The organism is Arthrobacter sp. PTI12 (assembly GCF_056679915.1).
This window is the reverse complement of sequence record NZ_CM155256.1, coordinates 2,161,761-2,188,607: the sequence shown is the minus strand read 5'-3', so window position 1 is coordinate 2,188,607 and position 26,847 is coordinate 2,161,761. Positions and strand designations below refer to the sequence as shown.

Below are 26,847 nucleotides of genomic sequence, written 5' to 3'. Positions count from 1 at the left end.
GCAGCTCCTACCAGATCCTGACCCGTTCCTCGGGCGCAAGCCACAGCTTGTCTTCTTGATCCACCGAAAAAGCACTATGGAATTCGTCGAGGTTGCGCACTACCTGATTGCACCGGAACTCGTTCGGTGAGTGAGGATCGATGGCGATGCGCCGTGCGGCCTCTTCAGGGCGAATGTTCTGGCGCCAGCATTCAGCCCAGGAGTAGAAGAAACGCTGCACTCCGGTCAGCCCGTCAAGAACAGGCGCTTCCGCTCCGTCCAGACTGATGACGTAAGCAGCCAGGCTGATTCCCAGTCCGCCAAGGTCGCCGATGTTCTCACCGAGGGTGAATTTCCCGTTGACCGGATGGTCCGGAGCCTCGGTGGGAGCCAACTCAGAGTATTGACTGACAAGCCGTCCAGTGAGCGCCTCGAATGCCATCCGGTCAGCTTCAGTCCACCAATTGTGCAGCGCGCCCGTACCGTCGAACTGTGATCCCTGGTCATCGAAGCCATGCCCGATCTCGTGTCCGATGACGGCCCCGATCGCCCCGTAATTTGCGGCTGGATCGGCATCGGCGTCGAAAAATGGCGGCTGCAGGATCGCGGCCGGGAAGACAATCTCGTTCATTGTCGGCATGTAGTAGGCGTTCACGGTCTGCGGCGTGAGGTGCCACTCGCCACGATCAATGGGGCCGCCGAGCTTGGCAAGTTGCCGGTCGGTTTCGAACTCGGTCGCTCTGCGCACATTGCCGTACAGGTCACCGGGGACAATCTTCAGTGTTGAATAATCGATCCAGCGATCGGGGTACCCGATCTTCGTGGTGAAGAGACTCAGCTTCTCCAGGGCACGTGCACGTGTCTCGGCGCTCATCCATTCGAGACGGTTGATGCGCTGTTCGTAGGCAGCAAGGATGTTTTCGACCAGTTCCCGCATGGTGGCCTTGTGGGACTCAGGGAAATGCCGCGCCACGTACATACGCCCAACGGCCTCACCCATGGTTCCCTCGACAATCGCGACACCCCGTTTCCAACGTTCCTTCAGCCGTGGCGTACCGCTGAGGGTGGTCCCGTAGAACGCGAAGTGAGCGTCGACGAAGTCGTCGCTGAGAAACGGAGCTGCGTGCAACAGCACCCTGGCAGCCAGCCAGTTTTTCCACACCTCCAACGGGACTTCATCCAGTGCTCGTACCAGAGCCGTGATGTACCCCGGCTGGTTCACGATCAGTTCACCGGGAATCCCGACGCCGGCAGTCAACTCCGTGAGCCAGGTTTCCAGCTGCGGTGCATCCTTGATCAACGTGACAGTTGTGCGCAGATTGTAGGTGGCCTGTGGATTACGTTTGGTCACCGTGTCCATGTGGGAAGAAGCTAGGCGTGCTTCGAGATCGAAGACGCTCGCCGCCGCAGCACGGCTCTCAGGGCGCCCGGCAAGCTCGAACAGCTGGTGCAGCAGTTCGACATATCCGAGTCGTGCCTCTTCGAACTTCGCCTCCCGGTAGTAGGACTCGTCAGGCAGCCCTAGTCCGGACTGGTAGAGGTGCAGCAGGTAGCGTTCGGGATTTCCTGCGTCGTTGCTGACGTAGGGGAGGACAAGACCGGCTGCGCCGGCCCTCGTGAGTTCGGCGTCGAGGCGGACGATGTCCATGACCGCCGCAGCGCCGTCTATCTCTTCCAGCAGCGGTTGGACGGGAGCGCCGGCCTGCCTGCTGAGACGTTCTGTGTCCATGAAGTCCGCAAACAACGAGCCGAGACGAAAGCGGTCGCCGTCGTCGTCCGTCTCTGCTGCCGCATCCTCGACGATTCTGCGCACGGCCAGTTCAGCTGCATCCGCCAGCTGCGAGAATGAGCCCTCGCGGGCTCGGTCCTCGGGAATGGGAGTGTTTCGTAGCCAACCGCCATTGACGTGGCGGAAGAGGTCGTCCTGGGGGCGGACATCGGAATCGATGTTCGCGACATTGATGCCGGATGCGGTCATGAAAGCTCCTTCGTTGGTGCGTCCTCTCATCCTAGGGGCCGTGCTAGTGTTGAATTGTGCGCGCAGAGCTGCTCCTTCTTAGCTGCCGTGGCGGGGCCACACCGACGGGATAGTCAGTCTTTGACTACCGGGTCGCAGGCCGAATCCCCGCTGCGGAGTCTGTGTTGCCGGCCGCCATCCTGTGAAGCAAGAGCCTTATAGGTTCACCAAAGGAAAGGCCCCTCACCGCCATGCGCAACGCACAGAAACCCTCCGGAATGCCGTTCCACAAGTATGTTCCGTTCCAGGATCAGATCACTGTGGAACTTCCGGACCGCACCTGGCCGGACAAGGTCATCACCAAGGCTCCGCGCTGGTGCGCCGTCGACCTTCGGGACGGCAATCAGGCGCTGATCGACCCCATGAGCCCCGAGCGCAAGCACAAGATGTTCGACCTGCTGGTACAGATGGGCTACAAGGAGATCGAAGTAGGTTTCCCGTCCGCCTCCCAGACCGACTTCGACTTCGTCCGCCAGCTCATTGAGGGCGATCGCATCCCGGATGACGTGACCATCCAGGTACTGACCCAGGCACGCGAACACCTGATCGAGCGCACCTATGAATCGATCGAGGGCGCTGACCGCGCGATCGTCCATCTGTACAACTCGACGTCGGTGCTCCAACGCCGGGTCGTGTTCAACCAGGACATGGACGGCATAGTTGATATCGCGCTCACTGGCGCACGGCTGTGCCGCAAGTTCGAGGAGAATGTGGGTGATACCCACATCACCTATGAGTATTCGCCGGAGTCCTTCACCGGTACTGAGCTGGAGTTCGCGGCGCGCATCTCCAACGAGGTTGCCGCCGTGTTCGAGGCGTCCGCCGATCGCCAGATGATTCTGAACCTGCCGGCAACCGTGGAAATGGCGACGCCCAACGTGTACGCCGACTCCATTGAATGGATGTGCCGTAATTTGGCGAACCGGGACGCCGTTATTCTCTCGCTTCACCCCCACAATGATCGCGGCACCGGTGTCGCTGCGGCAGAGCTCGGCTACCTCGCCGGGGCTGACCGCATCGAGGGATGCCTGTTCGGCAACGGTGAGCGCACCGGAAACGTTGATCTCGTGACTTTGGGCATGAACCTGTATGGACAGGGCATCGATCCGCAGATCAACTTCTCCGACATGGATCACATCCGCCGAACCGCAGAATACTGCAACCAACTCAATGTCCCGGAGCGTTCACCCTACGGTGGAGATCTGGTATTCACCGCCTTCTCAGGATCGCATCAGGATGCGATCAAGAAGGGTTTCGAGCGGATGGAGGCAGACGCCGCCGCCGCTGGCAAGACGGTCGAAGAAATCCCGTGGGCCGTCCCGTACCTGCCCATAGATCCGAAGGACATTGGACGCTCATACGAGGCGGTGATCCGCGTAAACTCCCAGTCAGGCAAGGGCGGCGTGGCTTACCTTCTCAAGCATGAGCACAGCCTGGACTTGCCGCGCCGGGCGCAGATCGAATTCTCGGGAGTCGTGCAGCGACGGACAGACACAGTGGGCGGGGAAGTGAGCGGAGCCGAACTGTGGGAAACCTTCCAGGACGAATACCTGCCGTCCCGTAACGGAACGTGGGGCACCTATGTCCTGACCTCCACGAACACCGACACGTCCGAAGACGGCCGATTCAACCTGACGGCAACCCTTCTGGTTGGCGGCGTGCAGCAGCGCCGATCCGCGCAGGGGAACGGTCCTATTGATGCCCTCGTGTCTATCCTCGGTCAGGACGGCGTGGACGTGCGCGTCCTTGACTACACCGAGCATGCATTGTCTTCCGGAGGTAATGCGCGGGCGGCTGCCTATGTGGAGTGCGCAGTCGGGGAGCGCGTCCTCTGGGGTGTTGGAATTGATGCAAACTCGACCATGGCGTCCCTGAAAGCGGTCATTTCTGCGGTGAACCGCGCCATCCGGGATAACAGCTGACGTCAGCGCAGGGCATACGGGAGGGCTTGGCGCGGCGTTGGTCGCGTCCGGCCCTCCGAATGGGAAAATAGAACGTGTCCAGATCATTCGCGTCGCGAACCTACAGGGCGGAAGGCGTCGTCCTTCGCACGTACAAACTCGGTGAAGCCGACCGCATCATCGTGCTTCTGACCAGGGAACACGGTCAGGTGCGCGCTGTTGCGAAGGGTATCCGGCGGACGAGCAGCAAATTCGGAGCGCGGCTGGAGCCGTTCATGACCGTGGACCTTCAACTGGTTTCCGGACGCACCCTCGATGTTGTGACGCAGGCCCAGACACGCGGCGCCTACGGGCATGGAATTGCGTCCGACTATTCCCGCTACACCGCGGCGGCAGCTATCGCTGAAACGGCCGAGAAGCTCACGGACGCAGACGGTGAGTCTGCAGGAGCACAGTACGGCCTGGTCATCGGTGCCCTGTCCGCTCTCAGCAGGGGTCTCCATCCGTCCGAACTGATTCTTGACTCCTATCTGCTACGGGCATTGGCCACGGCCGGCTGGGCGCCGAGCTTCACCGACTGCGCCCGGTGCGGCGCGGCTGGTCCCCATACTGCGTTCTCGGCCGCTTTGGGCGGCGCGGTGTGCGCCTCCTGCCGGCCGCCCGGTTCAGCGTCACCGTCACCCGATGCCATGGCGTTGTTGGGTGCGCTGCTGTCCGGGAACTGGGAGGTTGCGGATACCGCCGAGGCTTTTGCCCGGCGTGAAAGTGCAGGACTTGTCGCTGCCTACGTACAGTGGCATTTGGAACGAGCAGTGAAGTCCCTCAAACATGTGGAGCGCGTGTGACAAAATCCGCCGGCGAACCGTCTCAGCCGTGGCCTCATCCGAGCGGCGAGCGTCCGCCTGCCATCCCCGTGGACCTTGTGCCGGCCCACGTGGCAATCGTGATGGATGGCAACGGACGGTGGGCCAATGAGCGGGGGCTGCCGCGTACGGAGGGCCACCGGGCGGGTGAGGCCGCGCTCCTCGATGTGATCGCAGGCGCCATCGACATCGGGGTCAAGTATGTCAGCGTCTATGCCTTTTCTACCGAGAACTGGAAGCGCTCCCCGGACGAAGTACGGTTCCTGATGGGTTTCAGCCGGGACGTCCTGCGCCGGCAGCGGGATCAGCTCAATGAGTGGGGAGTGCGCATACGGTGGGCTGGACGGCGCCCGCGGCTCTGGCGCTCGGTCATCAATGAGCTTGAGATCGCAGAGGAGCGCACGCGCTCCAACTCGGTGTGTACCCTCACCATGTGTGTCAACTACGGGGGCCGGGCTGAGATTGCCGATGCGGCCAGGGGCATAGCGGAAGACGTGGCGGCTGGCCGGTTGAAGGCGTCATCCGTCTCAGAGAGCACCATCCAGCGTTACCTGGACGAGCCGGACCTGCCCGATGTCGATCTGTTCCTGCGCACCTCCGGCGAGCAGCGGACCTCAAATTTCATGCTGTGGCAGTCCGCTTACGCAGAAATGGTCTTCATGGATGTCCTGTGGCCGGATGTTGACCGCCGTACGCTCTGGAGGGCCGTGGATGAGTACGCTGCGCGGGATCGGCGCTACGGCGGAGCTGTCGACAAAGCCAAGTCCTAGACCTCCGGTATGGGTGAGGCGCTGCTGTAGCACTTTACCCACCGATCGAGATCGGCATACACCTTTCGACGCACCGCCTTTCGCGACAGGAGGGTGTCATGCAGCGCGCCGTCATACCTGCAGACGGTGACGTGAGGCCCCAGCAGCAGGGCACGTTGCGTCATGACGGTCACATCGAGGACGCTGTCCGAGGAGAGCATTGCTTCACTCCACACGGGACTGATGGTGGATCGCGCAGAGGACAGAACCAGCACTGGAAGGTCGATGGAAAGTCCGCGGCGCACCTGCGCGTGTCCGTTCAGGACAGCGGTGAGCCAGCCGGCCCGGATGGGAAAACCGAATTGCGGCCGCCACTGCCCGTTAAGTTCCCACTCGCCCTCGGCAAGGTTGCTTATACTTCGCCAATAGAAGCCGAATTCCGGCAGTTTCAAGCGTGCCTTGGGCCTGAACCGCGTGATCGGCTCGAGGAGCCCCTGCGTGGTGGTGCGCAGTATTGCACTTCCCTGGATGTCCAGCCACGGACTGTTGAGGATGAGGCTCGATACCCGCCCTGGAAAGCGGTTCGCCCACAACGAAGCGACGAGGGCGCCGGTCGAATGCGCCATCAGGGTGACGCCGGACGGCGGCGCGCCCGTTTTGGCCGTGATGTCTTCGGAGAGGGTATCCAGGGCAGCAGCGATGTCGTCGTCGTACTCCGACAGGTCCGTGACGTAACCGGGCGTCTGCCACGGCCGCAGGCTTCGTCCGTACTTCCGCAGGTCCAGGGCGTAGAAGGCAATACCGCGGTCACTGAAGAAGTGAGCCAGTTCGTGCTGGAAGAAGTAATCGCTCCAGCCATGGACGTAGAGCACCGCCTGCGTTGCGGACTCCTGTTCATCGCGTCCGCGTGGGCGCAGGCGCTTCAGCACCACGCGCGCTGCGTCACGCAGGCCGGTCGGCGCAACGACGGCGGGTGGGGTGTAGGAGACGAGCGTGGCCAGGCACGGGCCCTCCTCGTCTGAGCCAACGTGAAGCTCGGTCAGCGCAAATCCGTCGCCCAGGTGGTCCGGCTGCCAGTTGATGCCCATTGGTCGAGGATATCGATGCCAACATCAACTTGGTGAAGCGGCTGCGGGCATGGCAGCTTTGACCCATGCGTATTTATCCTGCCTTCTTCCGCGTCGTCTTCAGCGGTATGGACCCTGAGCGCGCGCACCGGATCGGCTTCCGCCTGATCCGGTGGACGGGCAGGACCCCGGTGGGCGGCGTCCTGCGCCGCATTACCGCGCCGCCTGCCGAACTGCAGACTACGGCGTTCGGGGTGACCTTCCCGTCACCGTTCGGGCTTGCGGCCGGTTTCGACAAGGAGGGACACGGCGCCGCCGCGCTGGCTGACCTGGGGTTCGGCCATGTAGAGATCGGAACAATCACTGGGCAGGCGCAGCCGGGAAATCCAAAACCACGGCTCTTCCGGCTGGTCGAGGACCGGGCGGTGATCAACCGGATGGGTTTCAATAACGACGGCGCCGCTGCAGTTGCTCCGCGCATCGCGGCCGCACGCCGCACGCTTGAACGACGCTACCCGTCGGTACGGCCCGTGATCGGCGTGAACATCGGCAAGACCAAGACTGTGGATCTGCGCGATGCGGTCGCCGACTACCGAATATCCGCGACGGCGTTAGCTCCGCTTGCGGACTACCTGGTGGTCAACGTCAGCTCGCCCAACACCCCGGGACTCCGTCTGCTGCAAAGCGTCCGCTCTCTCCGCCCCCTTCTGAAAGCGGTCCGAAAGGCTGCGGATGAAAGCGCCGACCGTCACGTACCGCTGTTGGTGAAGATCGCCCCGGATCTGAGCAATGAGGACATCGAGGAGGTAGCGGCGCTGGCACTGGAGCTGAAACTGGACGGCATCATCGCAACCAACACCACCGTCACCCGGGAAGGCCTTACGACCGATCCGGAAACCGTGATGGCTTGTGGGGTAGGTGGGTTGAGTGGTGCTCCGCTCAAGGCACGTTCGCTTGAGGTACTCACGCGCTTGCGGCAGGCGGCCGGGCCCGAACTGGCCCTGATCTCGGTGGGCGGAGTGGAAACTGCAGACGACGTCGTTGACCGTCTCAACGCTGGAGCCAACCTGGTGCAGGGCTACACCGCGTTCCTTTACGAAGGCCCTTTCTGGGCTTCGTCGATCAACCGCGCGCTGAGGAACCACCCCCGCCTGCAGCGCTGAAGCGGCGCGCGATGTCCCGCTGTTAGGCGGGAAAATGCCCGCGGCTTACCTGCGGCTTGGGAAGACGGAGCCGACGGATCTGCATGGCACGTGAGATTCCGTACCAAAGATCCCCACGCCCGGGTTCGCCAAACTTCGCTGTCAGTTGCGCCTTGAGCTTGCGGCGCAGGAGAAGGCAGTCAACGATCACCGCCATGATGATTACCCCGAAGGTCAGCATGACGTAGCCCTGGAGAGTCAGATTGGGGATGAAGCTCAGGAAGACAAAGACCAGCGCCGCAAACATCAGGAACTCGGCGACATTCCAGCGTGCGTCCACATAGTCACGGACGTAGCGACGGGCCGGGCCCTTGTCACGGAACGGCAGGTGCCGCTCATCGCCGTTCTCGAGTGCACGCCGCATCCGCAGTTGGTCCTCGCGCCGCGCCAGGCGGCTGGCCTCCCGCGCTGCCTTCCGGTCATTCGGAACCAGGGGCCGCTTCCGGGCCGCTTCCTGAACGCTGCGCCTGGGAGTGGGCGCGCCCTTACCGGCCGTTCTCAATCGCTGTTCCTCCGCGACTTGCTCTGCGGGATTCTCAACAACGGCAGCGTCTCTTTTTCGTCCAAACACCCCTCTAGGATACCCGTCCTGAGCGCCGGATTCTCCGCATGCGTGTGTAGGCTCGAAGGCATGAATATGCCTTCAAGTGATCTACTGCCGGACACCACCGTTGCTGCCCTGCGTTCCACCGTCGACTCCGCATTCCCGCGGACAATCGAGGAGCTCAAGTCGCTCGTCGCCATTCCGGGTGTGGCCTGGGCAACCTTTGATCCCGCGGAACTCGATCGCAGTGCTGAAGCAGTTGCTTCGCTGGTCCGATCCACGGGCATCACGGATGTGCGTCTCCTCCGAATGGACAACAACGGCACACCCGGTGGTCCTGCTGTCGTCGCGCGGCGTCCGGCTGCTGCGGGAAAACCGACCATCCTGCTCTATGCACACCATGATGTCCAGCCCCCCGGTGAGCGGGACCTGTGGGAAAGCGAGCCGTTCGTCGCCGAGGAACGAGACGGCCGGCTATACGGGAGGGGAGCAGCGGACGACAAGGCCGGCATTATGGCCCATATCGCGGCGGTCCGAGCTGTCTCCGAGGTCCTGGGGGAGGACCTTGGCCTGGGCATCACCTTATTCATCGAGGGTGAAGAGGAGGCTGGATCCCCGACCTTCCGCAGCTTCCTAGAAGAACACCGTGAACTCCTGCGCTCCGACGTCATCGTGGTTGCGGACTCGAGTAACTGGAAGGTCGGCATCCCTGCCCTCACAACCAGCCTGCGCGGACTGGTTGATGGTGTAATCGAGGTCAGAGTCCTGGAACACGCTGTCCATTCCGGTATGTTCGGCGGTCCTGTATTGGATGCGCCGACCCTGCTTGCCCGATTGATTGCCACCCTTCACGACGACGATGGCAGCGTCGCCATCCAGGGCCTTGTTTCGAATGACGACGCGGATGTGAACTATGCGGAAGCTGACTATCGCGCTGATGCCTCGGTTCTCGACGGCGTGCAGCTGGCTGGCACAGGCTCCCTTGCGTCACGGTTGTGGACGAAGCCCGCACTGTCCATCATCGGCATCGATGCGCCAGGAGTAGCTGTCTCATCGAACACGCTCCTGCCCACAGCGCGGGCGAAGTTCAGCCTTCGGCTAGCGCCCGGACAGGAGCCCCAGAAGGCTATGGCCGCCGTCGAGCGCCACGTGCGCTCCCACGCTCCGTTCGGCGCCACGGTGACGTTCACGCCGGGGGAGTCAGGCAACCCCTTCTCCACCGACACAACGAGGCCGGCAGCCCAGATCGCACTGTGGGCCTTGCAGACCGCCTGGGGAACGCAGGCCGTTGAAGCGGGGATCGGAGGGTCCATACCCTTCATCGCGGATCTGACTGAGGTCTATCCGGAGGCGCAAATTCTGGTGACCGGCGTCGAGGACCCGGATTCACGGGCACACAGCGCCAACGAATCGCTCCACCTGGGTGAGTTCAACCGTGCGGTGCTCGCAGAGGCTCTGATGCTCGCGCGGCTCAACGCCGGCGGCTGACACCAGTGCCCCGCCGCGCACTGCCGGGCCGGCCCGGAATGTTTGACCAGCATGGATCGTTACACAGCTGGGCAGGCTGTGCTCACCGGACGTACCATGGGACGGACAGCGCTGCGAGGCGCTGAAAGCCACACGCCGCCCGGCGTTATGATCGCAGGCGGGGGAACCGGTGCGGCGGGCACATAGTAAAGGAGAACGCACACCATGAGCACATCAACAAGCGAACCAACCACTGAGACGGCCGCAGATACCGAACTGCCGGTACATGAGGTTAACCTGTCAGATGTTGCTGCCGGCAAGGTACGCAGCCTCCTTGAGCAGGAGGGCCGGACTGATCTGCGTTTGCGCGTGGCGGTCCAGCCCGGCGGGTGTTCGGGGCTGATCTATCAGCTTTACTTCGATGAACGCGTCCTCGATGGCGATGCGGTTCGTGACTTCGACGGCGTGGAGGTCATCGTTGACCGCATGAGCGTTCCCTACCTCGCCGGGGCCTCCATTGACTTTGAGGACACCATCTCCAAGCAAGGCTTCACCATCGACAACCCGAACGCCGGCGGGTCCTGCGCCTGCGGTGACTCCTTTCACTAGAGGTCCATCCCGAAAGTGGGGTACCAAAGCCCCCGTCACGTATCCGAAAGAGGTACGGACGGGGGCTTTGTTGTCACACGATGGCTGCCGTTGCGGGTAAGCTCTACAGTGAGTAGTAAAACTGAAAGTGCATCGCGTTTGAGTAGCAGCTCAGGCAGCACCGTGCACGGAAATGCTGTCACCGTCGGTGGCACCGCACGTGAGAAAAGGAAGGGCCGTCTGTGAGTTCGCAGGACCGAACCGGCAGCCGACGCGCAAAGATTTTCAAGGTCTCAAGCCTCGTGGTCGTGGCTGCGCTGTTCTTGTCTGGTTGTTCATCAGAAGTCCAAAAGGGTTGGTTACCCACCGAGCGTGATACCACCAACCACACCGGTCGGATCATTGACCTGTGGGTCAACTCCTGGATCGCTGCCCTGATAGTAGGCGTCATCACCTGGGGCCTGATCATCTGGTGCATCGTCGCATACCGTCGTCGTCGCAACGAGACCGGGTACCCGCGCCAGATCAGCTACAACCTTCCGCTGGAAGTGTTTTACCTGACAATTCCGATCTTCATGGTGCTGGTGCTCTTCTACTTCACCGACCGTGATCAACAGATCATCGACGCCCGTGTCGAGGACCCCGATGTCATCATCGATGTGCGCGGCAAGCAGTGGTCGTGGGACTTCAACTACGTGCTCGAGGACAAGTATTCCTCAGGTGTCCAGGCTCAACTCGATGGTGAGCCGGGCGTCCCGGAAACTCTTCCGACGCTTTATCTGCCGGTCAACCAGACGGTGGAATTCCGGCTCAACTCCCGCGACGTAATCCATTCGTTCTGGGTTCCGGCCTTCCTTCAAAAGCGGGATATGATTCCCGAACGGGAAAACTACATCACCCTGACTCCCACGCGTGAGGGCGTCTTCGAAGGGAAGTGCGCCGAGCTGTGCGGCGAGTACCATTCGGAGATGTTGTTCAACGTAGCGGTTGTCTCCGAGGAGGAGTACCAGGCCTATCTGGAAACCCTTGAGGACGGCCAGCTGGGCGAAGAGTATGACCGCAATCCGCAGACTGTGACCGGCGAGAGCCCCAGCGGAGCTGACGAGCAAATTGGGCAGGATTAATTAGATGTCTACTTACGAATACACTGCCGAGGACGCCGGCACGACGGTTGCTCCACGGGTTGTACCGCGGTCCAAGGGACGCATAGTCGTCAACTGGATCACCTCCACTGATCACAAGACCATCGGGTATATGTACCTGATCGCCTCATTCGTGTTCTTCTGCCTGGGTGGGGTAATGGCGCTTGTCATCCGCGCCGAGCTCTTCGAACCGGGAATGCAGATTCTGCAGACCAAAGAGCAGTACAACCAGCTCTTCACCATGCACGGCACGGTTATGCTGCTCATGTTCGCAACCCCGCTGTTTGCCGGGTTCACAAACGTCATCATGCCGTTGCAGATCGGCGCACCCGACGTCGCCTTCCCACGGCTGAATGCCCTTGCTTTCTGGTTCTTCCTTTTCGGCAGCACCATCGCAGTGTCCGGATTCATCACGCCGCAGGGCGCTGCCTCGTTCGGCTGGTTCGCGTACGCCCCGTTGTCCAATACAACGTTCTCGCCTGGTGTTGGTGGTGACTTATGGGTGTTCGGGCTTGCTCTTTCCGGATTCGGCACCATCCTTGGCGCCGTCAACTTCATCACCACAATCATCTGCATGCGCGCTCCCGGCATGACCATGTGGCGCATGCCGATCTTCACCTGGAATGCACTCGTCACGTCGATCCTCGTGTTGATGGCGTTCCCGCCGCTCGCTGCCGCCCTGTTTGCGCTCGGTGCCGACCGGCGGTTCGGAGCACACATTTTCGATCCGGACAACGGAGGAGCGATCCTATGGCAACACCTCTTCTGGTTCTTCGGACATCCAGAGGTGTACATCATCGCCCTGCCGTTCTTCGGTATTGTCTCGGAGATCTTCCCGGTCTTCAGCCGTAAGCCGATCTTCGGCTACAAGGGAATCGTTTTCGCAACGATCGCCATTGCAGCACTTTCCGTGACGGTGTGGGCGCACCACATGTACGTGACCGGCGCCGTTCTGCTGCCGTTCTTCGCCTTCATGACGATGCTGATCGCGGTGCCCACGGGAGTGAAGTTCTTCAACTGGATCGGCACTATGTGGCGGGGATCGATAACATTCGAGACCCCGATGCTCTGGAGCCTCGGTTTCCTCGTCACCTTCCTGTTCGGTGGTCTGACCGGAATCATCCTTGCATCCCCGCCGTTGGACTTCCACGTGTCCGACACCTACTTCGTAGTGGCTCACTTCCACTACGTGGTCTTCGGTACCGTAGTCTTCGCGATGTTCGCCGGCTTCTACTTCTGGTGGCCGAAGTGGACGGGAAAGATGCTGAACGAGCGGCTGGGCAAGATCCACTTCTGGCTCCTGTTCCTTGGCTTCCATGGAACGTTCCTGATCCAGCACTGGTTGGGGGTCATCGGTATGCCACGGCGCTACGCTGACTATCTTCCTGAAGACATGTTCACCGCAATGAACCAGTTCTCCACTATTGCTTCCTTCGTTCTGGGCGCGTCGTTGATTCCGTTCTTCTGGAACGTTTACATCACCTGGCGGAGCGGTACAAAGGTCGAGGTCGACGATCCGTGGGGCTTTGGAGCATCGCTGGAGTGGGCTACCTCCTGCCCGCCGCCAAGGCACAACTTCACCTCCCTGCCACGTATCCGCTCGGAACGCCCTGCGTTGGATCTACACCACCCGGAGCTTGCGCAGTGGCACACACCAGGTTCACCGGCAGGCCAGCTGCTCGGATCCGCTGATCGGAAGGACGCTTAAGTGAAGGTAGAAACACGACTGTTCCTTCTACTGGTTCCCTTTTTTGTACCTGTGGCAGTGGTCTACGGTTTCCTGACCAATTGGTCTGAGTGGGTTGGCATTCTAGGCATCCTGCTTGTGGGCGGTGTCGCCGCCATGATCGGCTTCTACCTCGGGTTCACGGGGCGCCGCGTGGGAATGCGCCCGGAGGATCGCCGCGACGCGGAGATTCATGAAGGCTCGGGCGAGCAGGGGCATTTCAGCCCTTGGAGCTGGTGGCCGCTTGTCCTCGGCCTTGCTGCAGCCGGCGGTTTCTTGGGCCTCGCTGCTGGATGGTGGATTCTCTACGTGTCGGCGGGCCTGGCCGCTATCGCACTGGTCGGATGGGTCTTTGAGTACAGCAGGGGAGACCACGCGCACTAGTCGTCCAAAGCGTGTTCGAAATGGAGGGTCCCGTACATATTTTGTGCGGGACCCTTCGTGTACCTCCTCTTGAGAGTAGTTGCTCTGGATTACTCCGTCACCGCTCCTGATACCAAGCTATAGAATATGGTGACCATACCGGTCTATCTAGCTGGGTTCGCACCCGTGCATAACAGGAGCCGTCATGCCGGATCAACTCGACGCACTGCGTACTACACTCGACGGCAAGGCGGCCAAGCATGTACAACTTCGCGAACTGCTCCGCGAGTACATCCTGTGTCACGCGGAGCCTGGTACAGCCATTCCGTCTGAGCGGAAGCTGACCGAACACTTCGGTGTTGCGCGGATGACTGTACGACACGCCATCGACGCACTGGTTGCCGAGGAGGTTCTGGAACGAATCGTAGGCCTTGGAACCTTCGTAGCCCACACAAAGCTCGATCTGCAGATGAAGCTCACCTCCTACAGCGAAGAGATGCACCGCAGGGGCATGGTCCCGGATGCTCGGGTACTCAGCTTCGAGCAGATGGCAGCCACACCGCTCATTGCCCGCGAACTGCAGATTGAGCAGGGCGTCCCGGTTGTCAGGTTCCGGCGTCAGTTGTTGGCAGACCGCGAACCCATGAGTGTGGACGAAAACTTCATCCCGGCACACCGCGTACCCGGAATACTTGATGATGCTCCGCCGACGTCGCTGTATAACGTTCTCAGCGAGAGGTACGGGCTCGTGATGGAATGGGGGGAAGACACAGTGGAGGCGACTGCGGCGTCGCCCTCTATTGCCCGTCTGCTGAACGTCGAGATGGGCGCCCCTCTCCTGAAGATTCAACGCCATGCCTATGTGGCCCGCGCAATGGTGGATTATTCCGTCTCGTACTACCGGGCTGACAGGTACAAGCTCTGGGTTCCGCTTCAGCGTCCCGGTGTTCGCACTCCTCGGACATACACTGCCAAGCGCTTCAGCTGAACGGGAGTCTGCCGACCGAGAACCACGCCAACCGGGAAACCTGGAAAGAAAAGGAGCGGGCCGCACACTGTGCGGCCCGCTCCTTTTCTTACTAGCTCTTCAGCGTTGACTACTTGCTGGAGATGGCAGCCTTATCATGCTCGTTCGCGACTTCGCCATGGTGGCCGTGGGAGTGGGCCTCTTCAAGCTCCGCCGGAGTGACAGGTGCAACACGATCCTCAAAGAAGAACTTCGATGCCCACGCGCGGCCCTTCTCGCCCTTTGACACATGACCGTTCACGTCCGCCTGGGCAGGCAGGCTAACGGGTGAGTCGAAACTGACCAGCTTGTAACGCTTGTACTCGTCCACCGGCTCGTGAACCTCGATGAACTCGCCGTGGGGGAGCCTGACGATACGACCTGTCTCGCGTCCGTGGAGCACGATCTCGCGGTCCTTGCGCTGGAGGGCCAGCGCGATACGACGGGCGACGATGAATCCGATCACCGGACCGATGATCACCAGGACACGGAGCCAGTAAGTCACGTCATTCAGCGAGACCATAAAGTGCGTAGCGATGAGGTCGGAGCTGGCTGCTGCCCACATGACGCAGTAGAACACAACGCCTGCCACGCCGATGCCGGTGCGGGTGGGAGCATTACGCGGCCGGTCGAGCAGGTGCTTCTCGCGGCGATCCTTGGTCACCCAAGCTTCGATCCACGGCCAGGCAAACAGGAGCGTGAAGACAATCCCTGCAGGCACGAGCGCAGGGAACAGCACGTTCAGGGAGAGCGTGTTTGTGCCCCAAGGGAACGGGATTTCCCATTCGAAGGGGAAACCAGCCAGTATGCCTGGCATAAGCCGCAGGGCGCCGTCTACCCACCCGATGTACCAGTCCGGCTGGGTACCGGCCGAGACAGGGGAGGGATCGTAGGGTCCGTAGTTCCAGATGGGGTTGATCGTGAACGCCGCTGATATCGCGGCGATGATACCGAACACTATGAAGAAGAAGCCGCCGGCCTTTGCCGCGTAAACAGGACCGACCGGGTAGCCCACTACATTGTCATTGGTGCGGCCCGGGCCGGGGAATTGAGTGTGCTTGTGAACAACTACCAGGAAGAGGTGCATCGCGATCAGCAGGAGAATCAGAGCCGGAATCAGGAGGATGTGGAGCACGTACAAGCGCGGGATGATCACGGTACCGGGGAATTCACCGCCGAACAGGAAGAAACTGATGTAGGTCCCCACCACGGGAATTGACTTGATCACGCCGTCGATGATTCGAAGACCGTTACCGGAGAGCAGGTCGTCCGGGAGTGAGTACCCCGTGAACCCTGCGGCCATCGCAAGGATGAGCAGCACACCGCCGATAACCCAGTTCAGCTCGCGCGGACGCCGGAATGCACCGGTGAAGAAAACCCGCAGCATGTGCACTGACACGGCAGCAACGAAGAGCAGTGCAGACCAGTGGTGTACCTGCCGCATGAACAGCCCGCCACGGATATCAAAGGAGATATCGAGCGAGGAAGCGTAGGCCACCGACATTTCGATACCGCGCAGCGGTACGTAGCTTCCTTCGTAATGTGTTTCGGCCATCGAAGGGTCGAAGAAGAAGGTCAGGAATGTACCCGACAGAAGAAGGATGACGAAGGAGTAAAGCGCAACTTCGCCAAACATGAACGTCCAGTGGTCTGGGAAAATTTTCCGCCCAAACTCTTTGACTATCGCGGATCCACCGACGCGGGTATCGACGAAGTTGGCAATCTTGCCGACGTTTGTCTTTGGCTGGTACTGGTGTCCAGCTGCTGAGCTGCTCACACTCCACGCTCCCAGTAACTTGGTCCTACGGGTTCTTGGAAGTCGCTCGTCGCTACCAGGTAACCTTCTTCATCCACGGAGATGGGAAGTTGGGGGAGCGGCCGGGCGGCCGGGCCGAAAATAACCTTCGCTTCTTGGGTGACGTCGAAGGTTGACTGATGGCACGGACAAAGCAGGTGATGGGTCTGCTGTTCGTAAAGGGCTACAGGGCAGCCCACATGGGTACAAATCTTGGAATAGGCAACGATGCCTTCATAGCCCCAATCCTCGCGCCCCGGAGACGGGTTCAGCGATTCAGGACTCAGGCGCATGAGTAGAACAACAGCCTTAGCCTTTTCCTCGAGTTTGTGTTCCGCCTCATTGAGGCCCTCGGGAATGACGTGGAACGCTGAGCCGATAGTGACGTCCGAAGCCCTGATCGGGGTGCCGCTCGGATCACGGGTCAGCCGTACGCCTTCATCCCACATGGTCTGGCGAAGCACGTCACCGGGCAGCGGACCGAGGTCCCGGAAGATTGCGATGGCCGGGAAGATTGCGAGGATTCCCGCGCCGAGGAGCGTATTGCGGATCAGCGGCCTGCGCTTGATTCCGGATTCTTCCAGGATGTCGCCAACGATTTTTTCAGCGTCAGCGCGGTCTGCTTCGGGGCGAATCTCGTGCCGGTCCTCAGCGATCTCATGATCCGGCATCAGCGTCTTGGCCCAGTGCACGATTCCGACACCAATGCCAAGCATGGCGAACGCGGTTCCCAATCCGAGGAGCAGGTTCTGTAGGCGGAGGTTCGCGATTGTCTGGTCGAGGGGGATAAAGAAATATCCGAAGAAGAAAAGCAATGTTCCAAAGATGGAAACGAGGAACAGCACTCCGACCTGACGCTCTGCGCGTTTCTCAGCCCGGGGGTCTACGTCAGCCAAACGCGGCCGGTGCGGTGGGAGTCCAGGATCCTGGAACTTCTGCAAGCCGCCCTGACCCGGCTTAGCTACGGTAACCGCGTTCTCCGGGCTGCCGTCACTATGGTCGGCCATGATCCCTCTCATCCTTCTTTAGAAACTTCACTCGTCAATCCTGTGTCCTTGGTTTAGTGCTGTGGCCGCTCGCTACGAGGAGCGGGAGGTCAGCCAGACTGTGAACGCGATTATCACTCCGAGCCCAGCAACCCAGATGAACAGTCCTTCTGACACCGGTCCTAGGGAACCAAGGTCCGCGCCGCCGGGGGAACCCTGCTCTTCGATGATGTTGAGGAACGCGATGATGTCCTGCTTGCCCTCAGGGGTGATGTTCGCGTCGCTGAAAACCGGCATGTTCTGCGGCCCGGTGATCATCGCTTCGTAGATGTGCTTGTCCGTCACGCCTTCGAGCGCCGGAGCGAACTTGCCCCGAGTCAACGCTCCACCAGCAGCGGCAGCGTTATGGCACATTGCGCAGTTCACTCGGAAAAGTTCACCGCCGGCAGCGGGGTCGGCACCTTCCAGGTCGAGCTCTTCCTCGCCGGGAATTGCAGGACCTGCGCCCAGCGAGGCGACGTAGGCGGACATCTGCCGGATCTGCTCATCGGTGAACTGAACCGGCTTCTGAAGCGCCTGCGGGCCCTGCATTTGAAGCGGCATACGCCCGGTGCCAACCTGGAAGTCAACTGCTGCGGCTCCCACGCCGACCAGCGAGGGCCCGTCTTCAGTGCCGGCCGCTCCCATGCCGTGGCACGTTGCGCAATTTGCGACGAAAAGTTTTTCGCCTTCTTCAATATCACTGGCTGAGAAAGTGGTTTGTGCCTTGGCCTCGTTCGCGTTGCTAGCGACGGCATAGATGCCACCTGTTAGCAACAATCCCATGAGCAGCAGCGCTATTGCTGCCAGGGGGTGACGCCGCCTCTGCGAAAGTGCCTTCACGTCCTGTTTCCTGCCTTCTGTATTGCTTCGGTACGGTACACGATTGGTGTCAGCCACCCTCGCGACCGCCACGCTAATTCTACACCGGGTAGAAAAGGGTTCAAGAGCAATCTACTTCAAGAAGTAGATGATGATGAACAGCCCGATCCACACCACGTCGACGAAGTGCCAGTAGTACGAAGTGACAATCGCCGACGTCGCTTCAAAGTGTCCGAACCGTTTGGCCGCGTAGGCGCGTCCAATAATGAAGAGAAAGGCGATCAGACCGCCGATGACGTGCAGGCCGTGGAAACCGGTGGTGATGTAGAACGACGATCCATAGGCATTGGCGGAAAGGGTGATCCCTTCGGCGACCAATTCTGCGTACTCATATGCCTGCACTGCCACGAACACTGCGCCCATGAGGAAGGTCAGCAGGTACCACTCGACCATGCCCCACTTGGCGATGTTGAACACTCCACCCGCCCTGCGGGGCTGGAGCCGCTCGGCGGCGAACACACCCATCTGGCAGGTGAACGAGCTCGAAACCAGAATGATGGTGTTGATCAGCGCAAAAGGTACATTCAGCTTCTCCGTCTCGGCAGCCCAGAGTTCGCCGGACGTGGAGCGCAATGTGAAGTACATGGCGAAGAGTCCGGCAAAGAACATAAGTTCACTGGAAAGCCATACAACGGTGCCTACCGACACCATGTTTGGCCGGTTGAGTGTTGGATGCGCAGTGGAGCTGGGGGCATGGGTCGCTGTCGTCACTCTGACATTATGTCTCTAAAAGATCCCACTTCACCAATGCGAAACGGCCTCGGCGTGCCCAGCTCATATGTGCGGATGCGAGAGTTGCCTGTAACGGCGCGGGAGTAACACCGTGATGAGTTTCTACAATTCGTAGATAACCTAGGGGAGTGACTGCGATTCCTGCTCCAGAAGCCCCCGCAACCAGCTGGCCGCAGCTGATCTCGAAGCTCATCGAGGGAGAGGATCTCACTGCGCCGCAGACCCGTTGGGCAATGGATTCCATTATGGAAGGACTCGCCTCGCATGCACAGGTCGCCGGATTCCTGATTGGCCTGCGAGCAAAGGGGGAATCTGTTGAGGAACTGGTGGGCCTCGTCGAGGCGATGCTCTCGCGTGCTCACACTATAGACGTGCCAGGTCCTGCCCTGGACATCGTGGGAACCGGCGGAGACGGCCTGAACACGCTCAATATCTCGACCATGTCCTCGCTGGTGGCCGTTGGTGCCGGTGCCAGGGTAGTCAAGCACGGGAATCGCGGTGCCTCCTCTTCCTCGGGTGCAGCTGATGTCATCGAGGCGCTGGGGGTGCGGCTTGACTTGTCTATCAGTGACGTAGCGCGCTCGGCGGAGCAAGCCAATATCACCTTCTGTTTTGCGCAGGTCTTTCACCCGTCGATGCGCCACGTTGCAGTACCGCGCAGGGAACTCGGTGTCCCTACCGCCTTCAATTTCCTGGGTCCGCTCAGCAATCCGGCCGGAGTCGAAGCGCAGGCACTGGGTTGCGCCAGTGAACGGATGGCGCCGCTCATGGCGGGTGTTCTCGCAGCCCGGGGAGTCCGGGCGCTGGTTTTCCGGGGCAGCGACGGCCGCGACAAGCTGACGACGAGCGGATCATCCACCGTCTGGGAGGTGCGCGGCGGGGCCGTCGCCGAGCATACCGTCCATCCGGGTGATTTCGATCTGCCGGAAGCGGCTGTCGAGGCTCTGCGGGGTTCAGACGCCCAAAGCAACGCGAAGGTGGTTCGCGCCGTACTGGCGGGGGAGAAGGGGCCGGTGCGCGACGCCGTCGTCCTCAATGCGGCAGCGGGACTGACTGCGCTGGACACTGAGCACTCGGCTCCGCTTGTTGAGCGGATTCGAGCAAATATGCGCCGCGCAGAGCAGTCGATCGATTCTGGCGCGGCCCAGGCAGCGTTGGACCGCTGGATAGCGGTCACCAGCTCATAAGCGAGTGCTTAGCCCTCGAAACCGAGGGAGAAGGCGGCGTCGAGATCATGCTTCGAGTAGGACCGAAACGCAATCTGGGTGGTGGTCGATTCGACGCCCTCCACTTTTGACAACCGGTCGGCAATTACGTCCGCGAGATCTTCGTGGCGGTTCACCCGCGCAATGGCAATGAGGTCCCATTCGCCGGTGACTGAGTACACCTCGCTGATGCCCTCGAGTTCAGAAATTTCCTGCGCGCACTCGGGGATACGGCTGGCGTCGGTCTGGATGAGTACGAACGCACTGATCATCTGGGTGCTCCTTGGTTTCGACTGGTGTCCGTTGTGGGTTGTGGTTGAGGACGACGGCGCTGCATCAGCCGTACACCGGCGCGAGGGGCAATCAGGAACAGTCCCAATACGCCGAGCGCGACAATCTGGAACGACAAAGCCGCACCATCACCGAGAAGCACCCGTAGCGCCAGACCGCCGGCTGCCGTTCCCAGCCATAGCGGGACTGCAGTGCACAAAAGCGCAAGGGGCCGGTGCCATGGACGCAAAATCGCCGTCGTGACGAAATAGGCAATGAGGAAGGGGAGTGCTGTACGAGTAATGCCGGAGGCGGAAAGCGCACCATAGTGGGAGAGGTGTCCGAGAAGCGCGAAGAGGGAAATCAACACGACGTCGGTGGCCAGCCAGGATGCGTACCCCCGACTGTTGGCAGCCCCGCGGCCGGAACTTACGCTCGTCATGATGTCAGCCTACTGGCTCCGGAAGCGAGACACCGCCTGCACGCAACGCCGGGGTGTCAGGGCAGTTGCATGCCCGCCTGTTCCATAGCGAAGAGACTCGATCTACCCTTGAACCATGTGCAGGAACATCAGAACACTCCATAATTTTGAACCGTCAGCAACCAGCGACGAGGTTCATGCGGCTGCGCTGCAGTACGTCCGGAAAATCAGCGGTACCACCAAACCATCGAAGGCGAACCAGGAGGCTTTCGATCGGGCTGTGGCGGAAATCGGATTCATCACCGAGCGACTCCTGGCGGAACTGGTCACGTCCGCGCCGCCGAAAGACCGGGACGAGGAAGCCGCGAAGGCGAAGGAGCGCTCAGCGCGTCGCTTCGCAACCGCCTGACCGGTTCGCTCGCGCCGCGCTTTCGCACGGTCGAAGAACCAGGTGCAAAAGGACTGGGAGCGGAACCTTTCGTGGTGCACTATGGTGACGGAGCGCACCGCAAGCGCGCCTCGACGAGAGGCACCGGTCGCCCCGGTGATGCGACACGAGGAGACCGATATGAGCACCCGCCTGAATCCTTACCTGGGCTTCCGCGATACCGCCCGGGAAGCGATGACGTACTACCAATCAGTCTTCGGCGGTGAACTTACCCTCAGCACGTTTGGTGATTTCCAAGCCAGCGAGGACGAAAGCGAGCTGGACAAGATCATGCACGGAATGCTGACCGCGGACAACGGAATGGTGCTGATGGCAGCTGACACGCCCAACAGCATGGACTACACACCCGGCAATACGTTTTCGATTTCCCTCAGCGGCGAGGACGAAAATGAGCTGCGCGGTTATTGGGACCGCCTGGCTGGAGAAGGGACTGTGACTGTTCCCCTCGAAGTTGCTCCTTGGGGTGACCACTTCGGTATGTGCACCGACAAGTTCGGTGTTGCCTGGCTGATCAACGTCGCCGGCCAGCCGCAGCAGTAGGGGCAGGGAATCCGATCCTTTAGTTGACATAATGTCGATTATCGGCACTTCGCGGGAGGGGTCTGGAAGGGGCAGGCCAGGCGTCTCACGGCGGAATGTGCTGATCGTTTTATGTCTGACCGAAATCACCAGTTGGGGCATTCTCTTCTACGCCTTCCCTGTTCTTGCCGGACAGATCAGTTCGACCACCGGCTGGACGCTCCCTGTTGTCAACGGTGCGTTCTCGACCGGACTGGTGTGTTCGGCGCTCACGGGACTGGTTGTCGGTCGAATTCTGGACCGCAGTGGACCTCGGGCCGTGATGACTGCAGGGTCTTTCCTCGCCGCGCCCGCGCTGTGCCTGGTCGCCCTGGCCGCCAACCTCCCGATGTTCTTCGCTGGCTGGGTGCTGACCGGCGCAGCCATGGGCATGGTCCTGTACCCACCGGCGTTCGCCGCTGTAACGCGTTGGTGGAGCGTTGGGCGCACCCGCGCGCTGACCATTCTGACAATCGTGGGCGGACTGGCCAGCACGGTCTTTGCGCCGTTGACTGCCGTCATTTCAGTCGGCGTCGGTTGGCGCTCCACCTACCTGATCCTCGCGCTCGTGCTTTTCATCGTCACCGTTCCGGCGCATTTTTTCGGGCTTCGCCGGCCGTGGGAGCCGCACCGGTCCCACCCCGGGCTACCCGAGATTGCGCACGGGCAGCCCGACGAAATCGCCAGGAGCGTGCCGTTTCTGGCCCTCGTAGCGGCTGTCAGTCTGGCCGCCCTCGCGTCCTTCGCCGCCGTCGTCAATCTGGTTCCGCTACTGACCGAGCGCGGGATCAGCACCTCGCTGGCGGCCACGGCGCTGGGAATAGGCGGCGTCGGCCAGGTTCTCGGCCGCCTGGGCTACAGCCTCTTCGAACGGCTTCCGCTTCGTCTCCGGACAGCACTGGTGCTACTGGGAACAACGCTGACGACGGCGCTGCTGGGCCTAACTGAGACCCTCACCGCCGCACTGTTGATCGCTCTCGCAGCCGGTGTTGCACGCGGAATCTTCACCCTCCTGCACGCGACTGCTGTTCCGGATCGCTGGGGCCCGGCCCATTACGGCCGGTTGACGGCTCTCGTCGCCTCACCCATCACCCTCGCCACGGCACTCGGTCCGTGGGCAGGCGCCGGCCTCGCCGCTCTATTGGGAAGCTACTCACGCGCTTTTCTTGTGCTTGCAGCAATCAACGCCGTCGCCATCCTGTTGGCCTTCTACAGTGTGCCGAGGGGATCATCCATGCCAGGCGGCGAACCTAGGATGGACTGATGAACTTCCACTCTCCCGAAAGTATCCGGGCGCTGGTGCACCGTGTTATCGCGCAGGACCAGCCGCCGATCGTCCAACTGGGTGATCCGGTGCTGCGGAACCCCGCCGCCCCGTTCGACGGTCAGCTCGATGATTCAGAGCTGGCCGGACTTCTCGCCGTTATGCGCAAGGCCATGCAGGACGCACCGGGCGTCGGACTGGCAGCACCGCAATTGGGAATACCGTTGCGCCTCGCGGTCATCGAAGATGTCATTCCCCAGCCCGTCGAGGTTGCCGAACTCCGTGAACGGCCGCTGCTGCCCTACTTTGCAGTGATCAACCCGATGTACACGCCCATCGGCCGGGAGACGTCGCGTTTTTTGAAGGCTGCCTGTCCTTCAGCGGTTGGCAGGCCGTGGTTGCACGGAGTCGATCGGTACAGCTCGAATACCTGACGCCCGAAGGCAAGAATGTATCCCGGCAGTTCACGGGCTGGCCCGCCCGCATCGTCCAGCACGAAACCGATCACCTGAACGGTGCCATTTATATCGACAAGGCCAACACGCGATCGCTTGTCAGCAGCGCAGCTTACAGTGAGCGCTGGGCGCAGCCCGGAATCGAACTGGCCCAACGCTCACTCAACTTCTAGGCACCTTCACCGCAGATGCGCGCAGGGTCAAGCCGGCTGATTCTTCTTGCTCGGCAACTTGTCAGCCCACCACCGCAGGATGTGCTCGAACCGCTGTCGCCGGTGCCACGGTGTGCCGGAGCGCGACAGTTCGTGCGTCTCCCCCGGGAAAATCAGCATTTCGGTCTCCACTCCGTGGCGCTTCAGAGCGGTATAGTAACGCTGCGCCTGCTCGAGCGGACAGCGCAGATCCTCCTCCGAGTGGATAACGAAGGTGGGGGTCCGAACCTTGTCGACGTGCGCATACGGACTCTGCGCCCGGACCTTCTCGGGGTCCGCGCCGGTGTAAGCCTCGGAGAAGAACCAGCCGATGTCCGACGAGCCGATGAAGGACTCAGGGTCGAGGAAGCCCCGTTCAACGATGGCGCCCTGGAAACGGTGGTCGTTCGCAATCAGCCAGGCTGTCAGGTAACCGCCATAGGAGCCGCCCATCACACCCAGCCGGTCTCCGTCCAGCCCGTCATACTTCGCCACAGCGCCCTCAAGGAACGCGAGGACGTCCTGCATGTCCACCGTGCCCATCGCTTCCTTGATCACGCGGCCGTGTTCCTGACCGTAACCGGCTGCGCCGCGGGGGTTGCACATGAGAACCGCGTACCCTGCCTCGAGAAACACCTGCGCCTCGTCGAAGTAGCCCCAGCCGTACTGGGCATAGGGCCCGCCGTGGATGTTGAGGAGAACGGGATGCGGGCCCTCGCCCTCCGGCACCAGCACCCAGCCGTGCACGGGATAGCCGTCCGGCGCAGTGAACGTCTCCTCCTGCGGTTCGACGACTGTTGTCTCGCTGCGCAAGGCAGCCGAGAAGTCGGTCAGCCGTGTCAGCGTCTTGCCGTCGATCCTCGCAACGTCTCCCATGGTGCCAGGGTCCGTGTAGGTGACGACGATGATGCCATCACGGCTTGCGGCGCCCGTCACGATGTATTCACCGTCCGCCACCGTTTGGATTGCACCCTGCGAATTCACACGGCGCAGATCTCCGGCGCCGCGGCTGCGGTTGAAGACAAGGACGCTGTCCGCTCCAGCCTGGACAACTTCGCCGACTTCCCCGAGGTCGAGCACTTCCGGATCCGTCAATACGCGCACCTGAGCCGGATCCTCGACCGGCGCAATGTACAGGGCGGTATTACGCGCCACGAAGTCGACGCCGCTCGTTGACAGCGAGCTGCCGAGGTAGAAGAGCCACTGGCCATCCTCGCTGTGAACCGGGTTACCGCAGCTGACGAGTTCGTCGGTGAAGTTGCTCAGCCGCTGCATGTCGGAACCATCCAGCGCAATGGAATAGATGTCCGAACGCAGGTTGGTTGCGGAGTCCGGCTCCAGGGCTGCGCTGAACAGGATGCGCGAGCCGTCAGCGGAGAAAGTCGGCTCCGAGTGGTCGGCATCCGCATCGGTGAGCTGCTTCGGCTCGGTGTAAGCTGACGGCGCGTCCTCCTTACCAGAGCGTGCCGCCCGCCCGACGGGCTTCACAAACGGCTCCTCACCCAACGGCGGAACATCCAGGAGAAAAAGCTGTGACCGCTTATCCGCGATGTAGCCGGCACCGTTCATCTGGTATTTGAAGCCGTCGATGAGCCGTGGATTCTCCTGCCCGCCGGACACTCCCTCCACCGTGCCGTACCGGCCGTCTTCGGGCACGCGAGCGGACAGCACCAGCCGTCGGGAGTCGGGCGACCATTCAAACCCGGACACGCCGAGAGGTCGGTCGGTCAACTGCTGCGGCTCCCCTCCCCTGCTGTCCGTAAGGAAAACCTGGGGCTTGCCGCCAGCGGATGTCCGCAGGAAAGCGAGCGCGGCGCCGTCGGGCGAGTATTTGGGTGAGCTGTCCCGAAAGCCGCGGGTGAGGCGGCGGGGAGAACCATTCTCCAGCGGCACCTCCCATAGCTGACCGACATAGGCGTCGGCGTCGTAGTCCGGCCGGGTTACGGAGACTACGCAGCGTTGGGTGTCCGGGTGGAGCGAGGGTGCGCTCACTGAATGAAGAAGATTGAGTGTGTTTGGTTTCACATTCCGAGACTATGCCTCCGAGGCGCCGACACTCAAAATGGGCAGGGGTCCACCTACGATGGTGGGGTGCCGACTTACCCGGAATCTCTGCTCCTCTGTCCGGTCTGTCGGGATCCGTTGACGGTGAATTCCGCCGGTCAGCACGGGAAGAAGATGGACGACGGCGCGGCACGCTTCCTGCGTTGTCCGCGGGGCCACCGCTTCGACGCGGCACGGCAGGGCTACTTCAATCTGCTGACCGGACGGGGAACCGAGTTCGAATCAGATACCGCAGCGATGGTGCAGGCCCGTGTCGACTTCCTCGGGGGCGGGCATTTCCAGCCGCTGGCGAACGCGGTCTCCTCGGCCGCCGAGAGTTTCGCCGGGAACCTGCCCCTGGTCCTCGATGTCGGAGCGGGGACCGGTTACTACCTCAAGGCGCTTCAGGAAAGGGTGTCCGTCTCCGCGTCGGTCGCGCTGGACATCTCGAAGTATGCGTTGAGGCGGTCAGCAAAAGAGCTACCGGATGCACTCTGCCTGGTGTGTGACGTCTGGAGACCCCTGCCGGTCGCTGATCAGCGCGTAGACCTCCTCCTCAACATCTTCGCTCCACGGAATGTACCTGAGTTCGCTCGGGTTTGCAGCGACCGGGCGGTCGCGCTGGTGGTCACTCCGCTGCCACACCATCTCCGGGAAATTGCAGAGCTTGCGGGGCTCCTCGGCATCCGTCCTGGAAAGGCCACAGAGGTGGCCACCTCGATGGCGGAATTCTTCGATGTGATTGAAGTCAGGAGGGTGGAGTTCGGGATGCGCCTCTCCCCCATCGATGTGCGCAATGTTGCGGCCATGGGCCCGGCAGGCCACCACACCCTGCGCATCGACGTCGACTCCCTTCCTCCCACTTCGGACGTCACCGCGGCCTTCACCGTTCAGGTCTTCCAAAAGCGCGCGCACACAAGCTAGCCGGTCAGGATATGTCGCGC

25 protein-coding genes and 1 pseudogene are annotated in these 26,847 nt (G+C 61.4%); 16 read left to right on the top strand and 10 right to left on the bottom strand.

The features are described from left to right. Window positions 1-7 precede the first annotated feature (7 nt). On the bottom strand, window positions 8-1,957 hold the full coding sequence (locus AC1MBU_RS10510) for a M13 family metallopeptidase (protein ID WP_479787175.1): 1,950 nt from the start codon (window positions 1,955-1,957) through the stop codon (window positions 8-10). A gap of 230 nt (window positions 1,958-2,187) precedes the next feature. Between AC1MBU_RS10510 and leuA the strand changes: the two genes are divergently transcribed. From leuA to AC1MBU_RS10495, 3 genes are all read left to right on the top strand, one after another. Then, window positions 2,188-3,918 carry a 2-isopropylmalate synthase gene (gene leuA, locus AC1MBU_RS10505; protein ID WP_277357100.1) on the top strand — a complete coding sequence of 577 codons (1,731 nt, stop codon included), beginning with the start codon at window positions 2,188-2,190 and terminating at the stop codon, window positions 3,916-3,918. 74 nt (window positions 3,919-3,992) lie between these two features. Further along, window positions 3,993-4,742, top strand: a complete 750-nt coding sequence (gene recO, locus AC1MBU_RS10500; RefSeq protein WP_056549506.1) for a DNA repair protein RecO — start codon at window positions 3,993-3,995, stop codon at window positions 4,740-4,742. Further along, complete coding sequence (locus tag AC1MBU_RS10495) at window positions 4,739-5,530, top strand: isoprenyl transferase (RefSeq protein ID WP_277357101.1); 792 nt, start codon at window positions 4,739-4,741, stop codon at window positions 5,528-5,530. The genes recO and AC1MBU_RS10495 overlap by 4 nt, the downstream gene beginning before the upstream one ends. On the opposite strand, the gene AC1MBU_RS10490 is transcribed toward AC1MBU_RS10495, so the two are convergent. After that, a complete protein-coding gene (locus AC1MBU_RS10490; protein WP_479787174.1) occupies window positions 5,527-6,597 on the bottom strand; it encodes an alpha/beta hydrolase in 1,071 nt (356 codons plus the stop codon). The genes AC1MBU_RS10495 and AC1MBU_RS10490 overlap by 4 nt on opposite strands. A 65-nt stretch (window positions 6,598-6,662) precedes the next feature. On the opposite strand from AC1MBU_RS10490, the gene AC1MBU_RS10485 reads away from it, so the two are divergent. Beyond that, window positions 6,663-7,739, top strand: coding sequence for a quinone-dependent dihydroorotate dehydrogenase (locus tag AC1MBU_RS10485; RefSeq protein WP_346028256.1), 1,077 nt, complete (start codon window positions 6,663-6,665; stop codon window positions 7,737-7,739). A 22-nt stretch (window positions 7,740-7,761) separates the two neighbouring features. Here AC1MBU_RS10485 and AC1MBU_RS10480 read toward each other — a convergent pair whose 3' ends face one another. Next, the gene (locus tag AC1MBU_RS10480) at window positions 7,762-8,280 is read right to left on the bottom strand and encodes a DUF3043 domain-containing protein (protein ID WP_479787173.1); all 519 of its coding nucleotides are present in this window, start codon (window positions 8,278-8,280) and stop codon (window positions 7,762-7,764) included. Between the two features lie 129 nt (window positions 8,281-8,409). On the opposite strand from AC1MBU_RS10480, the gene AC1MBU_RS10475 reads away from it, so the two are divergent. The 6 genes from AC1MBU_RS10475 to AC1MBU_RS10450 all read left to right on the top strand — a co-directional run bounded on the left by AC1MBU_RS10475 (window position 8,410) and on the right by AC1MBU_RS10450 (window position 14,596). After that, window positions 8,410-9,810: a M20/M25/M40 family metallo-hydrolase gene (locus AC1MBU_RS10475; protein ID WP_479787172.1), complete on the top strand. Its 1,401-nt coding sequence runs from the start codon at window positions 8,410-8,412 to the stop codon at window positions 9,808-9,810. A gap of 204 nt (window positions 9,811-10,014) precedes the next feature. Continuing rightward, on the top strand, window positions 10,015-10,398 hold the full coding sequence (locus AC1MBU_RS10470; RefSeq protein ID WP_026544041.1) for a HesB/IscA family protein: 384 nt from the start codon (window positions 10,015-10,017) through the stop codon (window positions 10,396-10,398). A gap of 221 nt (window positions 10,399-10,619) precedes the next feature. Next, entirely contained in the window at window positions 10,620-11,501 is an 882-nt protein-coding gene (gene ctaC / locus AC1MBU_RS10465; RefSeq protein ID WP_346028257.1) for an aa3-type cytochrome oxidase subunit II, read from the top strand. A gap of 4 nt (window positions 11,502-11,505) precedes the next feature. Further along, the gene (gene ctaD / locus AC1MBU_RS10460; protein WP_346028258.1) at window positions 11,506-13,227 is read left to right on the top strand and encodes an aa3-type cytochrome oxidase subunit I; all 1,722 of its coding nucleotides are present in this window, start codon (window positions 11,506-11,508) and stop codon (window positions 13,225-13,227) included. Next, window positions 13,228-13,629 (top strand): cytochrome c oxidase subunit 4, encoded by a 402-nt coding sequence (locus tag AC1MBU_RS10455; protein WP_479787171.1) that lies wholly within the window; start codon window positions 13,228-13,230, stop codon window positions 13,627-13,629. A 184-nt stretch (window positions 13,630-13,813) separates the two neighbouring features. Continuing rightward, window positions 13,814-14,596 (top strand): GntR family transcriptional regulator, encoded by a 783-nt coding sequence (locus AC1MBU_RS10450; RefSeq protein ID WP_056549524.1) that lies wholly within the window; start codon window positions 13,814-13,816, stop codon window positions 14,594-14,596. 109 nt (window positions 14,597-14,705) lie between these two features. Here AC1MBU_RS10450 and qcrB read toward each other — a convergent pair whose 3' ends face one another. The 4 genes from qcrB to ctaE all read right to left on the bottom strand — a co-directional run bounded on the left by qcrB (window position 14,706) and on the right by ctaE (window position 19,027). Next, window positions 14,706-16,391, bottom strand: a complete 1,686-nt coding sequence (qcrB, locus tag AC1MBU_RS10445) for a cytochrome bc1 complex cytochrome b subunit (RefSeq protein WP_277357110.1) — start codon at window positions 16,389-16,391, stop codon at window positions 14,706-14,708. Next, complete coding sequence (gene qcrA, locus AC1MBU_RS10440; RefSeq protein ID WP_277357111.1) at window positions 16,388-17,416, bottom strand: cytochrome bc1 complex Rieske iron-sulfur subunit; 1,029 nt, start codon at window positions 17,414-17,416, stop codon at window positions 16,388-16,390. Before qcrA ends, qcrB begins: the two co-directional genes overlap by 4 nt. Before the next feature lie 72 nt (window positions 17,417-17,488). Next, a complete protein-coding gene (qcrC, locus tag AC1MBU_RS10435) occupies window positions 17,489-18,277 on the bottom strand; it encodes a cytochrome bc1 complex diheme cytochrome c subunit (RefSeq protein ID WP_056549531.1) in 789 nt (262 codons plus the stop codon). A 111-nt stretch (window positions 18,278-18,388) separates the two neighbouring features. Continuing rightward, window positions 18,389-19,027: an aa3-type cytochrome oxidase subunit III gene (gene ctaE, locus AC1MBU_RS10430; RefSeq protein WP_082566157.1), complete on the bottom strand. Its 639-nt coding sequence runs from the start codon at window positions 19,025-19,027 to the stop codon at window positions 18,389-18,391. A gap of 149 nt (window positions 19,028-19,176) precedes the next feature. On the opposite strand from ctaE, the gene trpD reads away from it, so the two are divergent. Continuing rightward, complete coding sequence (gene trpD, locus AC1MBU_RS10425; protein ID WP_346028261.1) at window positions 19,177-20,235, top strand: anthranilate phosphoribosyltransferase; 1,059 nt, start codon at window positions 19,177-19,179, stop codon at window positions 20,233-20,235. An 8-nt stretch (window positions 20,236-20,243) separates the two neighbouring features. On the opposite strand, the gene AC1MBU_RS10420 is transcribed toward trpD, so the two are convergent. Together AC1MBU_RS10420 and AC1MBU_RS10415 are read right to left on the bottom strand one after the other, a co-directional pair. Then, window positions 20,244-20,525 (bottom strand): Lrp/AsnC family transcriptional regulator, encoded by a 282-nt coding sequence (locus AC1MBU_RS10420; protein WP_056549538.1) that lies wholly within the window; start codon window positions 20,523-20,525, stop codon window positions 20,244-20,246. Continuing rightward, window positions 20,522-20,965 (bottom strand): DUF3054 domain-containing protein, encoded by a 444-nt coding sequence (locus AC1MBU_RS10415; RefSeq protein WP_479787170.1) that lies wholly within the window; start codon window positions 20,963-20,965, stop codon window positions 20,522-20,524. The genes AC1MBU_RS10420 and AC1MBU_RS10415 overlap by 4 nt, the downstream gene beginning before the upstream one ends. Window positions 20,966-21,080: 115 nt before the next feature. Here AC1MBU_RS10415 and AC1MBU_RS10410 point away from each other — a divergent pair, with 115 nt between their 5' ends. The 4 genes and pseudogenes from AC1MBU_RS10410 to AC1MBU_RS10395 all read left to right on the top strand — a co-directional run bounded on the left by AC1MBU_RS10410 (window position 21,081) and on the right by AC1MBU_RS10395 (window position 23,842). Continuing rightward, window positions 21,081-21,353 (top strand): DUF2277 domain-containing protein, encoded by a 273-nt coding sequence (locus tag AC1MBU_RS10410; protein WP_277357114.1) that lies wholly within the window; start codon window positions 21,081-21,083, stop codon window positions 21,351-21,353. Window positions 21,354-21,512: 159 nt separating this feature from the next. Continuing rightward, the gene (locus AC1MBU_RS10405; RefSeq protein WP_277357115.1) at window positions 21,513-21,932 is read left to right on the top strand and encodes a VOC family protein; all 420 of its coding nucleotides are present in this window, start codon (window positions 21,513-21,515) and stop codon (window positions 21,930-21,932) included. 97 nt (window positions 21,933-22,029) lie between these two features. Then, window positions 22,030-23,214, top strand: a complete 1,185-nt coding sequence (locus tag AC1MBU_RS10400) for an MFS transporter (protein WP_479787169.1) — start codon at window positions 22,030-22,032, stop codon at window positions 23,212-23,214. After that, a pseudogene (locus tag AC1MBU_RS10395) lies at window positions 23,214-23,842 on the top strand (peptide deformylase). The gene AC1MBU_RS10400 and the pseudogene AC1MBU_RS10395 overlap by 1 nt, the downstream one beginning before the upstream one ends. Window positions 23,843-23,869: 27 nt before the next feature. On the opposite strand, the gene AC1MBU_RS10390 reads toward AC1MBU_RS10395, so the two are convergent. Beyond that, window positions 23,870-25,885 (bottom strand): S9 family peptidase, encoded by a 2,016-nt coding sequence (locus AC1MBU_RS10390; protein ID WP_479787168.1) that lies wholly within the window; start codon window positions 25,883-25,885, stop codon window positions 23,870-23,872. A gap of 66 nt (window positions 25,886-25,951) precedes the next feature. On the opposite strand from AC1MBU_RS10390, the gene AC1MBU_RS10385 reads away from it, so the two are divergent. Next, a complete protein-coding gene (locus AC1MBU_RS10385; RefSeq protein ID WP_277357119.1) occupies window positions 25,952-26,827 on the top strand; it encodes a putative RNA methyltransferase in 876 nt (291 codons plus the stop codon). Window positions 26,828-26,847 lie beyond the last annotated feature (20 nt).